The 11,388-nt window shown below is 71.4% G+C and carries 12 protein-coding genes; 4 read left to right on the top strand and 8 right to left on the bottom strand.

The window, feature by feature from the left end; translation table 11 throughout:
• Positions 1–161 precede the first annotated feature (161 nt).
• Positions 162–1,019, bottom strand: coding sequence for a RecB family exonuclease (locus tag ACCP09_RS07985; protein WP_027932373.1), 858 nt, complete (start codon positions 1,017–1,019; stop codon positions 162–164).
• A 99-nt stretch (positions 1,020–1,118) separates the two neighbouring features.
• Here ACCP09_RS07985 and ACCP09_RS07980 point away from each other — a divergent pair, with 99 nt between their 5' ends.
• Positions 1,119–1,850 carry an ESX secretion-associated protein EspG gene (locus ACCP09_RS07980; RefSeq protein ID WP_378364828.1) on the top strand — a complete coding sequence of 244 codons (732 nt, stop codon included), beginning with the start codon at positions 1,119–1,121 and terminating at the stop codon, positions 1,848–1,850.
• Positions 1,851–1,867: 17 nt separating this feature from the next.
• Complete coding sequence (locus tag ACCP09_RS07975; RefSeq protein WP_378364827.1) at positions 1,868–3,295, top strand: hypothetical protein; 1,428 nt, start codon at positions 1,868–1,870, stop codon at positions 3,293–3,295.
• 56 nt (positions 3,296–3,351) lie between these two features.
• Here the strand turns inward: ACCP09_RS07975 and ACCP09_RS07970 are convergent, their stop codons facing one another.
• The 4 genes from ACCP09_RS07970 to ACCP09_RS07955 are packed head-to-tail and all read right to left on the bottom strand — an operon-like array spanning position 3,352 to position 5,643.
• The gene (locus tag ACCP09_RS07970; protein ID WP_017986945.1) at positions 3,352–3,981 is read right to left on the bottom strand and encodes a MarC family protein; all 630 of its coding nucleotides are present in this window, start codon (positions 3,979–3,981) and stop codon (positions 3,352–3,354) included.
• Positions 3,982–3,983: 2 nt separating this feature from the next.
• A complete protein-coding gene (locus ACCP09_RS07965) occupies positions 3,984–4,841 on the bottom strand; it encodes a PHP domain-containing protein (protein ID WP_433744521.1) in 858 nt (285 codons plus the stop codon).
• A gap of 46 nt (positions 4,842–4,887) precedes the next feature.
• Positions 4,888–5,448: a PH domain-containing protein gene (locus ACCP09_RS07960; RefSeq protein WP_020420917.1), complete on the bottom strand. Its 561-nt coding sequence runs from the start codon at positions 5,446–5,448 to the stop codon at positions 4,888–4,890.
• Between the two features lie 21 nt (positions 5,449–5,469).
• Positions 5,470–5,643 carry a hypothetical protein gene (locus ACCP09_RS07955; RefSeq protein ID WP_085929391.1) on the bottom strand — a complete coding sequence of 58 codons (174 nt, stop codon included), beginning with the start codon at positions 5,641–5,643 and terminating at the stop codon, positions 5,470–5,472.
• Positions 5,644–5,806: 163 nt separating this feature from the next.
• On the opposite strand from ACCP09_RS07955, the gene ACCP09_RS07950 reads away from it, so the two are divergent.
• Positions 5,807–6,208 (top strand): NUDIX hydrolase, encoded by a 402-nt coding sequence (locus ACCP09_RS07950; RefSeq protein WP_433744517.1) that lies wholly within the window; start codon positions 5,807–5,809, stop codon positions 6,206–6,208.
• A 518-nt stretch (positions 6,209–6,726) separates the two neighbouring features.
• On the opposite strand, the gene ACCP09_RS07945 is transcribed toward ACCP09_RS07950, so the two are convergent.
• The 3 genes from ACCP09_RS07945 to ACCP09_RS07935 are packed head-to-tail and all read right to left on the bottom strand — an operon-like array spanning position 6,727 to position 9,973.
• Positions 6,727–8,316, bottom strand: coding sequence for an acyl--CoA ligase family protein (locus tag ACCP09_RS07945; RefSeq protein WP_027932378.1), 1,590 nt, complete (start codon positions 8,314–8,316; stop codon positions 6,727–6,729).
• A 39-nt stretch (positions 8,317–8,355) separates the two neighbouring features.
• Complete coding sequence (locus ACCP09_RS07940; protein ID WP_027932379.1) at positions 8,356–9,459, bottom strand: DUF2332 domain-containing protein; 1,104 nt, start codon at positions 9,457–9,459, stop codon at positions 8,356–8,358.
• Positions 9,460–9,469: 10 nt separating this feature from the next.
• Positions 9,470–9,973 carry a MaoC family dehydratase gene (locus ACCP09_RS07935; protein ID WP_020420921.1) on the bottom strand — a complete coding sequence of 168 codons (504 nt, stop codon included), beginning with the start codon at positions 9,971–9,973 and terminating at the stop codon, positions 9,470–9,472.
• A gap of 316 nt (positions 9,974–10,289) precedes the next feature.
• Between ACCP09_RS07935 and ACCP09_RS07930 the strand changes: the two genes are divergently transcribed.
• Positions 10,290–11,375 carry a magnesium and cobalt transport protein CorA gene (locus ACCP09_RS07930; protein WP_027932380.1) on the top strand — a complete coding sequence of 362 codons (1,086 nt, stop codon included), beginning with the start codon at positions 10,290–10,292 and terminating at the stop codon, positions 11,373–11,375.
• Positions 11,376–11,388: the final 13 nt, after the last annotated feature.

The following is an 11,388-nucleotide window of genomic DNA, read 5'->3' as shown; positions in this document are numbered from 1 at the left end:
CCAACGGCGCCGGCAACCCCACGACCTCACCACCAGCACAGCCCTACCAGGCCAACACCCCGGCACTCGGCCACTCGCGCAGCACCCGCCACCACCGCAGCCCCACCGCGCCAGCCCCCGGCACTCCACCCCCACACCCGCAGCAGCACGGCGAACCGCCCCTACGGCGCGAGCAGCTCCCAGGACTTCGCCGCCGGTGCGGCCTGCTGCCCCGCCTCGCAGCTGGGCCGGAAGTCGCACCAGGCGCAGCGTCGGTCGGGGCGCGCGGGGAACAACACGTCGGCGTCGCCGCCGGCTTCGAGGGTGTCCGTGGCCAGCCGGACGTCCTCGGCGGTCTCCTCGGCTCGGCGCAGGTGCCGCTGCAGGCTCTCCGGCGTGTGCGTCGCCTCCGCGACCGTGCCGCTCGGCAGGTGGTGCAGCTCGACCTTGCGGCACGGCCGCCGCAGGGTGCGCTCGGCCGCGACCGCGTACATCGCCAGCGCCTGGGAGCTGCGGGCCTCGTACTCGTCCGGCGCGCGGCGGCCGGTCTTGTAGTCGACGATCACCAGCTCACCGCCGCGCTGGTCGATACGGTCCGCGCGCCCCTCGATGATCATCGACGCGGGACGGCCGGGCTCCGGGTTCACCGGCGCGGACACCCACCGCTCGATGCCGACCGGATCGCTGGTCACGTCGTGGTGCTCGACGTACTCGGCGACCCACTCCTTCGCACGGGCGCGGTACGTCGCGGCCTGGCCGGCGTCGGCGAACCCGGCGTCCTGCCAGTGCTCCGACAGCAGTGCCGCGGCACGCTCCGGCGTGCGGCGCGCGGGCGGCACGTCGAACAACGCACGCAGCGCGTTGTGCACGACCGCGCCGAGCGTGCTGTGCGCCCACGGGCCGGTGCGCTGTGGGGTCGGCCGGTCGAGGTAGGCCAGCCGGTACCGGCGCGGGCAGTCCGCGAAGGTGGCCAGGCGCGCCGGGCTCACCTTCGTCAACCGCCGCGGCTGGACCGCGAACTCGAACCCCAGTTGCTCCACGCCCACTACCGTACGCACCACCCCCGACACTTTCGGCTCCGCCCACGGCCCGCGGCGCATATGATCTGGGCGGTTGGCATTCGGAGCAGGGGGCAATGCGTGTTGACGTTCGAAACGGCGCCGGCCGAACTGGACATCCTCGACGAGGAGCTGGGCCTCGGGAGGTTCGTCTACCCGCACCGGATCCCGTTCGTCAGCGGGACCCGGTCCGAGCGCGCCGAGCAGCGGCAGCGCGTGTTCGACCACTGGCACCGCCTCGGGCGCATGTCGCGCGACCGGCTGCGCGGTGAGTTCGAGGACCTGCTGCGGCTGTGGGCGCGGCCGGACGTCCTCGTCACCCAGGTCGTGGCCGAGCTGACGCGCGACGAGAAGGTCCTGTCGCGCGGCGGCTGGACCGGCGAGCGCGGTGTGCTGAGCCGCCAGAGCGGCGACAACGTCAGGTTCGCCGAGCTGCGCGCGGGTCAGGTGCTCCCGCAACTGCTCGAACCGCTGCCGGAGGTGCCGCCGGTGCGCATGGCGCCGGTGACCTACGTGTCGCAGGCGCGCGGCGGGGGCGATCTGTTCGGCGGCGAGCCGCCTCGGGAGAAGCGCGTGGCGGATCGGTACTTCGCGGCGCCACCGCTGCGCGCCGGGGTGGTCTCGTGCTCGGTCCGCGGGGTGGACGCGGGCCGCCTGACCTGGTTCGACACCCCGGACGGCCGGTTCTTCACCACGGTGGAGCACCTGCCCGACGGCGCGCAGCGGCACACGTTCACGCCCGCCGACCGGGCCCGCATCGGCCAGTGGGTGCGTGACCACGTCAACCAGCACCTGACCGCGGCGAATCGTTGACACCAGGGGAGGAAGTCATGACGCAGCCCGACAACGGGTACTCGCGGCGCCGGTACGAGTCGGAGGTCTACGCCGAAACCGCGGGCAAGTCCGCGGGCAAGTTCTTCGGCCCGGACGCCGAGCAGGTCGCGGGCGACTACTCGGCCAAGTCCGGTCAGGTCTACACGCGGAAGCTGCAGGCCGAGGGCGGCGGGTACCGCGACGGCCTGGCACCGTCGGACCGTCTGTACGAGAGCGTGCCGCACGAAAAGCTGAAGAGCATGGTCACCGAGGGCGTCTCCCCCGAGGAGGTCGACGAGCAGGGCATCATCGTCAACGACCTCGGCAACGCCTTCGGCGAGATGGCCTCCGCGCTGCGGCAGGGCGTCGCCAAGGAGCAGGCAGGCTGGCAGGGCGACGGCGCGAACACCGCCTTCGGCTACTTCAACACGCTCGCGACGTGGGCGGACAGCTCGAAGGACGCGGCGTTCCTGTCGGCGAACCGCTATTCGCAGACCTCCGCGGCGTTGTCCCAGGCACGCAACAGCATGCCGGAGCCCGCCGGCAAGTCGGTCGACCAGTCGATCGCCGCCGCCCGGCAGCAACTCGCGAGCGGTGACTGGGAGGCCGCCAGCGCCACCATGAACGACATGCAGAACCAGGCCGCGCTGCAACACCAGGCCCAGCAGGAGGCCGCGGCGGTGCTGGCTCAGCGAGACGTGATGCTGCACGCCGGCGGTTCGACCCAGCCCGTCTACGCCACGCCGACCACGCAGCCCGACACCGGCGCCGCCACCAGCCCGACGTTCGCCGCCAACGACAACACGACGGCGTCCAGCTCGGGCGGCGTCGGGCCGATGGGCGGCGCGCCGGGCGGGGTGCGGACCACCGGGAGCATCGCGCCGCCGACGACGCCGCTGCCCGGGATCGGCACGGCCACGGGCGCGTCGCCGACCCCAGGGTTCACCGACCACGCCGGTGGCTGGAGCCGTTCCCCCGCCGCGACGGTGCCCGGCAGCTCGGGGCTGTCAGGCGGTGCGGGCATGATGCCGGTCGCACCGGGCCAGGGCGACCAGACGCGCACGTCGCCGCGCCCGGGATCGGGTTCGGGTGGCCGGGCCGGTGCCGCGCCGCGGGCCGGGGTCGGTGGCCGGGCAGCCGGGGGTGGCGCTGCGGGCCGTCTCGGCGCGGGCCAGGAGGCGGCCGGCCGCAGGGCCGGGATCGGGGAGCCGGGCGCCAGGGCGGCGGCGGAGAGCGCGAACAGCGGACGCGCCGGAGCGGCGGGCAAGGCGGGCGCGTCCGGGTCGCACCTGGCCGGGCCGGCGGGCAACTCGAAGAAGGACGAGGACAAGGACCACGAGCGGCCCGCGTACCTGCTCGAGGACGACCCGGACAGCATCTTCGGTCACGAGGGCGGCACGGACGAGAACGGGAACCGCATCAGCCCACCGGTGATCGGCGGCTGACGGGGTCGGTGCGGCGGCTGACGACCGAAGTCGGGAAGCAACACCCGCCCGGAACGTCAGCCGCCCTCGATGAAGCCTCGTACGGAGTTCGCGACCAGCTCCACGGCGATCGCGGCCAGCAGCAGGCCCGCGATCTTCGCGAGCAGCGTGATACCGCTTTCCTTGATCAGCCGGATGACCACGCCAGAGAACCGCATGCACGCGTAGATGACGATGTGCACGGCGACGATCGCGCAGGCCAGCGCGACGTACGCGCCGACGTGCCCGGACGCCTGCCGCACGAACACGATCGTCGCGGCGATGGCGCCCGGTCCGGCCAGCAGCGGGGTACCCAGCGGCACCAGGGCGACGTTCACGTCCTCCACCACGTTCGGCTCGCTCGTCGCGCCGCGGCCGGTGAGCAGGTCCAGCGCGATGAGCAGCAGGAGCAGCCCGCCGGCGCCCTGCAGCGCGGGCACCCCGATCCCCAGGTACGCCAGGATCGCCTGCCCCGCGATCGCGAACAGCGAGATCACCAGCAGTGACACCAGCACCGCCTGCCGCGCCGCCCGCGCCCGCACGGCAGGCGGCTTCCGGCCGACCAGGCTGAGGAACACCGGCACGGTCCCCGGCGGGTCCATGATCACGACCAGGGTGATCGACGCCTCCAGGAACAGCTTCGCGTCGAAGAGGTCGGCGACCGCCAAGGTCAGCCCACCACGATCTGCGCGCCGGACGCCTTGTCGATCAGCGCCTCGAACTGTTCGGGATCGGTGTTCTCCGCGCCGATCGGGATCGTCTTGTTCGTGCCGTGGTAGTCGCTCGACCCCGTCCGCACCAGCCCCAGCTCATCGGCCAGCCCGCGCAGCTCGTCGCGGGTCGCGTCGTCGTGGTTGGGGTGGTCGACCTCGAGCCCGGTCAGCCCGATCTCCGCCAGCTCGGCGATGTAGTCGGCGGACACGATCCGCCCGCGGCTGCGCGCGAACGGGTGCGCGAACACGGTGACGCCGCCTGCTTCGGCGATCATCTCGATCGCCGTCTCCACCGGCGTGTCCTGCCGCGGCAGGTAGTAGCCGCGGCCGGCGCCGAGGTACTCGGCGAACGCCTGGTCAACACTCGTGACCAGCCCGGCGCGCACCAGGGCCTGCGCGAGATGTGGCCGGCCCGCCGGGGAGTCCGGACCGAGGGAGTCGAGGAGCTCGTCGGCGTCGATCGGCAGGCCGTCGGCGGCCATCCGCACCGCCATCGCCCGCAGCCGGGTGCGGCGCTCCTGCCGCAGCCGCGTCTGCTCTTCGACGATCGCCGGGGACGCCGGGTCGAACAGGTAGGCCAGCAGGTGGATGCTGATGCCGAGGTCGCTCACACACGACAGCTCGGCGCCGGGCACGAGCGTGAGGCCCGCCGGGAGCGCCGCGGCCGCGGCGGCCCAGCCCGCCGTGGTGTCGTGGTCGGTCAGCGCCACCACGTCGAGCCCCGCGGCGGCGGCCGTCGCCACGAGTTCGGCGGGCGTGTCCGTGCCGTCCGACACGGTGGAATGGGTGTGCAGGTCGATGCGCATCGGAATCATTGTCGCCTACCCGGTCAGCACACGGCCGACCAGGCACAACGACGTGTCAACCGACGATCTTCTTGCCGCGCGCGAGGCGCTGGGCCTTGATCATGGAGAAGCGCTCGCTCTGCTTGTGCTTGTCGCCGAAGACGAGTTCGGAGATGGTGTCGTAGAAATCCTCCGGGCTCGGCAGGAACTCGATCCGGTTCAGCGCCTGGATCTGACCGGCCGACTCGACGACGACCGTGCCGTAGCCGAACATCCGGCCCCACGCGGAGCGCTCGTAGGTCAGGTCGGTGACCTTCGAGATCGGCATCATCGCGACCTTGGTGGTGATGACGCCGCTGGTGAGCACGAACCGTTTGTCCGTGACCACCAGGCGCTCGACCCACCACTCGATGACCTTGAACGCGTACACGACGACCACGAGCAGCGCCGCGTACCAGAGGATGTTCTGGACGACCCACAGGGACGGTGGCAGCAGGTAGGACACCATCACGCAGATCGCGAGCAGGGCGATCGTCTCGAAGGTGTCCCAGGCCAGGAATGCCCAGTGCCTGCGGACCCGCACCACGCGCCGCTCGGTGTCGAGCAGGTACTCGTCGGGATCCCGTGGGGCGAACATCAAGCCAGCCTATCCGGCCGCCTACGAAGTGAACACGTTGCTGACGAAGGTGATGACGGCCTCGGCCGATTCACGCAGGAAGTCGACGATGTTGCTGACCAGGTTGGCCGCGTTGCCCGGCTGGGCGATCACGAAGAACAGCACCAACGCGATACCCACGAGCCCGGCAATCTTCTTCGCGTTCACAACGATCAATCCCGTCTCTTACTCCGGCATCGGACTGGCAAGCTCACCAGTAACGTTGTACCGCACTCCGCAGGGTTACGGGAGGTAAGTCCCGCGCTTGGGTCAGTGTCCGGCTGTGATCTAATCGGTTGGTTACTCTCCGCGTCCGCCAGACCCGGGTTAGGCTGCCCTCATGAGCGCGATCGGCCCGGGCCCCGTGCGGTGCGTAGGCGGGATCCTGCACGATCAGGCTGGCCGCCTGCTGCTCGTCCGGCGCGCCAACGACCCCGGACGCGGACTGTGGTCGATCCCGGGTGGACGCGTGGAACCAGGCGAAACGGACAGCGCGGCCCTGGTCCGGGAGATGCGCGAGGAGACCGGGCTCGTCGTCCGCCCCGGCGCGCTGGTGGGCCACGTGGTCCGCGGCCGCTACGAGATCCACGACTACACCTGCGAGGTCGAAGGCGGTTCCCTGCAGGCCGGCGACGACGCGGCCGAGGTGCGCTGGGTCGACGAAGCGACGTTCGCGGCGCTCGCGTTGACGGACGGACTGGCCGACACGCTGCGTGGCTGGGAGATGCTGCCGCGCTGCTGAGGGCGCTTTCCGCCGGGCGGTGGCGGCGTGTCCGGCGCGCCGCTGCTCGAACGGCCAACTCGCCGCCCGGAACCGCCAGCACGCTGCCCGGAGTAGCCACGGCCCGGCGCCGTCCTGCCCGGTGCGGAAGGGGTTGGCCGGTCGCGGCGGTGGCCCGGCCCGATGTGGCGGTGGGGCGGTGCGGCAACGGGGCGGCCCGATGCGGCGCGGGCCCGTCGCTGCGGTGACGTCGCTCGTTGCGGCAGTGGCCTGGCCCGACGCGGCGATGGGGCAGCCGGTCGCGGCAGTGGCGCGGCCCGATGCGGAGGTGTCGCGGCTCGATGCCGCAGTGGCGCAGCCCGTCGCGGCGGTGGGGCGGCGCGACGTGGCAGTGGGGCGACCCGATGCGGCAGTGCGCCGGCCGCCGCGGCAGTGCCGCAGCCCCATGCGGCACGGCACGGCCCGCCGCGGCAGTGCCGCGGGCCCGTCGCGGTGGGTCGGCTGGGCGAGGCCGTCGTTGGGGCGGCCGGCGGCCGCGGTCAGCCCTGGATGCGGGCCTCCGAACCACCCCACTCGCGGTCGCGGAGCTGGAACTTCTGGATCTTCCCTGTCGACGTCTTGGGCAGCGCCTCCACGAACTCGACCTGGTCCGGCACCTTGAACCGCGCGATCTGTTCCCGCACGTGCGCCCGCAGCTCGTCCGCCGTCGCCGACGCGCCCGGCCGCAGCACGACGTACGCCTTCGGCCGCTCGCCCCACTTCTCGTCCGGCACGCCGACCACCGCGACCTCCGCGACGGCCTCGTGCGAGTCCAGCGCCGCCTCCACCTCGATCGTGGAGATGTTCTCGCCGCCGGAGACGATGATGTCCTTCGCCCGGTCGCGCAGCTGGATGTAGCCGTCCGGGTGCCACACGCCCAGGTCACCGGAGTGGAACCAGCCGCCGCGAAACGCTTTCTCCGTCGCCTCGGGGTCGGCGAAGTAACCGGACATCACGTTGTTCCCACGCATCACGACCTCGCCCATCGTGACACCATCGCGGGGCACGTCGCGCATCTGCTCGTCCACCACCCGGATCCCGTCGGTCACCAGCATCCCGACGCCCTGCCGCGCCATCAGCCGGCTCCGCTCGGCGATGTCGAGTTTGACCCACCCCTCCTGCGCCTCGCACACCGTGTACGGCCCGTACGTCTCGGTCAGCCCGTACACGTGCACCAGCCGCGCGCCCAGGTCCGTCATCCGCCGGATCACGGTCGGCGACGGCGGCGCCCCCGCCGTGGTCACCACGACCTCCCGCGGCAGCGGGTGCGCACCGGAGTACCCGGCGATCGTGTTCAGCACCGTCGGCGCGCCGTTGAGGTGCGTGATCCCCTCGCCGTCCAGCAGCCGCCAGATCTCGGCCGCGTCGACCGCCCGCAAGCACACGTGGGTGCCGCCGATCGCGGTGACCGCCCACGTCGTGCACCAGCCGTTGCAGTGGAACATCGGCAACGTCCACAGGTACTTCGACTCCGGCGTGTGCCCCGAGTGGATGATCTCGGCGAGTGAGTTCAGGTACGCGCCGCGGTGGTGGTACTGGACGCCCTTCGGCCTGCCGGTGGTCCCGGACGTGTAGTTGATCGAGATCGTCGACCGCTCGTCCGCGACGCTCCACGGCAGCGGCTCGTCGCTGCCCCGCGCCAGCAGCTCGTCGTAGGTGATGCCGCCGACGGCCGGGTCGGGCTCCGCGCCGTCCACCACCGTCACGACGTCCACGCCCGTGTCCGGCGGCACCGAGGGGTGCAGCGCGGCGTCGACGACCAGCACTTTCGCCCCCGAGTGCGCCAGGATGTAGCGGATCTCGGCGGGCGCGAGCCGGGTGTTGATCGCCACCAGCACCGCGCCCGCGAGCGGCACCGCGAAGTGCGCGACCAGCATCTCCGGGATGTTCGGCAGCAGGTAGGCCACGCGGTCCCCCGGCTCGACGCCGCTCGCCCGCAGCGCGTGCGCCACGCGGGTGGCCTCCGCGGCGAACTCGCGGTAGGTCACGCGGCGATCGCGGTAGACGATCGCTTCCTTGTCCGGGAAGACCTCGGCGGAGCGCTCCAGGAAGGCCAGCGGGGTCAGCGGGGTGAACCACGTGTCAGCCATGACCACATCCTCACCGCAGTGGCCGCCGGCACACAACAGCTAGGCGGCCAGCCAGGTCATCCGGGCGCCGTAGCGCGTGGTGCGGGCCAGCGCGACCGCGTCCCAGCCGCCGGACGTGCGCCGCGCCAGGCCGAGCGTCGTCTGGCCGTCGTTGGCGAAGGCCAGCTCGTCCCGCCCCGGCAGCACGGCGGACAACCCGTGCTCGTACGTCTCGTCCATGACCCACCACAGTGGACGCGACTCGCCCAGCGCGGCCAGCCGCGACAGGAACTCGCCGCGGTCGGCATCCGGCATGTGCCCCATCGTCCGGCAGGTGAGCACCACCAGCGGCACGTCCGCGGGCAGCAGGGCGAGAGCCTCGTCGAACGCGCCGACCGCGTCCCCGGCGACGATCTGCGGCGGCGACTTGCGTTGCGCCAGCGCGGCCGCCCGCAGCAGCCGCACCCGGTCCGGCTGGTCGCCCCACACGCAGGCCTCCAGCCACGCCAGCTCGTCCTCATCGGACAGATCCAGCGGCCGGGGGTCGAGCCCGGCGCGTGCCACGACGGTCAGCTTCTTCGGCAGTTTCGGCAGCACCGCGCCGGGCGCCAGGTCGAGCGCGCAGTGCAGCCCGACCGCCGCCTTGGCGGGCCCGGCGACCAGCTGCTCGCCGCCGTCGCACTGGTACCGGTAGGCGAACTTGTCCATCCCGAGCAGCAGCCCGCCCGCGGTGCCGACCTCGAGCAGCGCGATCTTGCCGCCTGCCTGCTTGGCCGCCATCGCGACCGCCGGGAACACCGACGCGGCCCGCCGCACCTCGTTGTTCGCCAGCGACCGCGACTCGAGCATGCCCGCCGCCTCGCCGGCGTGCGCGAGCAGGAACTCGCGGAACAGCGGCCACGTCTCGTCGTCCACGCCGTAGGACCCGCCCAGCGCGGGGTAGTACCGGTACAGCGGGTGGATCGGGTCGGCCTGGACCAGCCGGTGGGCGACCGCGAACAACAGCGCGGGGCTCGCCTCCTCGGGCGCGGCGGCCAGCAGGCCGGCCACCTCGTCGTCCTCGGCAGCCTTGGACGCGAGGTGCTCGTACAGCGGCGACTCGCCCGCCGCGCTCCCCGCGAACTCGTCCAGCCGACGCTTGGCTTCGGCCAACCCGATCGTCACGCGCTCTCCCTCACTCGTGCGGAACGGGACGGCCCGGCTGCTCGCCCCCACGCGCCTCACCGTAGTTCTGCTTCGGCACCAGGACCTTGCGGCGGAAGATGCACACGATCGTGCCGTCCTGCTTGTAGCCCCGGGTCTCCACGTACACCACGCCCCGGTCGTCCTTCGACTTCGACGGGGTCTTGTCCAGCACCTCGGTCTCACCGTAGATGGTGTCACCGTGGAAGGTCGGCTTGACGTGCCGCAGCGACTCGATCTCCAGGTTCGCGATCGCCTTGCCCGACACGTCCGGCACCGACATGCCCAGCAGCAGCGAGTAGATGTAGTTGCCCACCACGACGTTCTTGCCGAAGTCGGTGGTCTCCGCCGCGTAGTGCGCGTCCATGTGCAGCGGGTGGTGGTTCATGGTGAGCAGGCAGAACAGGTGGTCGTCGTACTCGGTCACCGTCTTGCCTGGCCAGTGCTTGTACACCGCACCCACCTCGAACTCCTCGAAGTACCGCCCGAACTGCACTGGTCGACCTCCCTGCGGGTAACGCCACACCGACCTGGAGCGACGTCAACTGATGTTGAGGAGTACCCTCGACCAATGGCGGCGGTGCGTCAACGCGACAGCCGCCACGTTGCCGGTCCGGCTGGAGGAGGTGAGGAACGCAAGATGAGTAGTGGCGATAGTCCGCTCCCTAGTAAACCCAGCGTTTCCCTCCACGTGGCCGGAACCATTTCCGCGCGTTAGGCGCATTTCGCCCGGGAAACGCTGGTAGAGCCGAGCGGACGCATTCCTGCCCGCCCGGCGGTCGTGGTACGCACTGCGAAAGCCAGGAGATCCCATGCCTGCGATTCCCTCCCTCGGTGGCCTGCGCGGCCGGGGCAACGGCCGAGCCGGCCGGGTCGAGCCGCCCGTGCCGGTGCCCGTGTCGGCCTACATCGTCGACTGCGCCGTGTACGTCGACGGCGAGCGGCTGCCTGGGCGCTGGACGCACGCCGAGGCCATCAAGGAGGTCCGGCGCCGGCGCGACGGGTTCGTCTGGATCGGCCTGCACGAGCCGGACCAGCAGCAGATCCAGGGCATCGCGGAGGTCTACGGCCTGCACGAGCTGGCCGTGGAGGACGCCGTCCAGGCGCACCAGCGGCCCAAGCTGGAGCGCTACGACGACACGCTGTTCATGGTGCTCAAGACGGTCCGCTACGTCGAGCACGAGTCGCCGACCACGGCCAACGAGATCGTGGAGACCGGCGAGCTGATGGCGTTCCTCGGGCTGGACTTCATCATCACCGTCCGGCACGGGGCGCACTCCGGGCTGGCCCGGCTGCGCCGCGACCTCGACGAGGACCCGGAGCGGCTGACGAACGGCCCGGCCGCGGTGCTGCACGCCATCACCGACCTCATCGTCGACCAGTACCTCGACGTCACCTCCTCGATCGAGGAGGACATCGACGAGATGGAGGCGCGGGTGTTCGCGCCCCGCTCGTCGGTCAGCGCGGAGCAGATCTACCTCATGAAACGCGAGGTGCTGGAGCTGCGCCGCGCGGTGATGCCGCTGGTCACGCCGGTGCGCAGGCTCGCGGAGGGCTTCACCCGGCTGGTCCCCGACGAGGTCCGGTCGTACTTCCGTGACGTCGACGACCACCTGACCACCGTGTCGGAGCGGGTGGGCAACTTCGACGAGCTGCTGACGACCCTGGTCAACGCGACGGTCGCCAAGATCACGCTCCAGCAGAACACCGACATGCGCAAGATCACCTCGTGGGCGGCCATGATCACCGTTCCCACGATGATCGCGGGTATTTACGGCATGAATTTCGACTACATGCCGGAGTTGCGCTGGAAGTTCGGGTATCCGGCGGTTCTCGTGCTGATTCTCGGGATCTGCCTGCTTCTCTATCGAATATTCAGGAAGAACAAGTGGCTCTGACCCTTTCCTGACC

Origin of the sequence: Amycolatopsis sp. 3B14 (assembly GCF_050958625.1) — a bacterium.
Taxonomy (GTDB): Bacteria; Actinomycetota; Actinomycetes; order Mycobacteriales; family Pseudonocardiaceae; genus Amycolatopsis_E; species Amycolatopsis_E thermoflava.
This window is presented reverse-complemented; position numbering and strand designations above follow the sequence as displayed.

Coding starts and splice junctions, on each gene's coding strand:
- ACCP09_RS07975 (WP_378364827.1), top strand. CDS start 1,868: ATGACGCAGCCCGACAACGGGTACTCGCGGCGCCGGTACGAGTCGGAG.
- ACCP09_RS07965 (WP_433744521.1), bottom strand. CDS start 4,841: ATGATTCCGATGCGCATCGACCTGCACACCCATTCCACCGTGTCGGAC.
- ACCP09_RS07960 (WP_020420917.1), bottom strand. CDS start 5,448: ATGTTCGCCCCACGGGATCCCGACGAGTACCTGCTCGACACCGAGCGG.
- ACCP09_RS07950 (WP_433744517.1), top strand. CDS start 5,807: ATGAGCGCGATCGGCCCGGGCCCCGTGCGGTGCGTAGGCGGGATCCTG.
- ACCP09_RS07945 (WP_027932378.1), bottom strand. CDS start 8,316: ATGGCTGACACGTGGTTCACCCCGCTGACCCCGCTGGCCTTCCTGGAG.
- ACCP09_RS07930 (WP_027932380.1), top strand. CDS start 10,290: ATGCCTGCGATTCCCTCCCTCGGTGGCCTGCGCGGCCGGGGCAACGGC.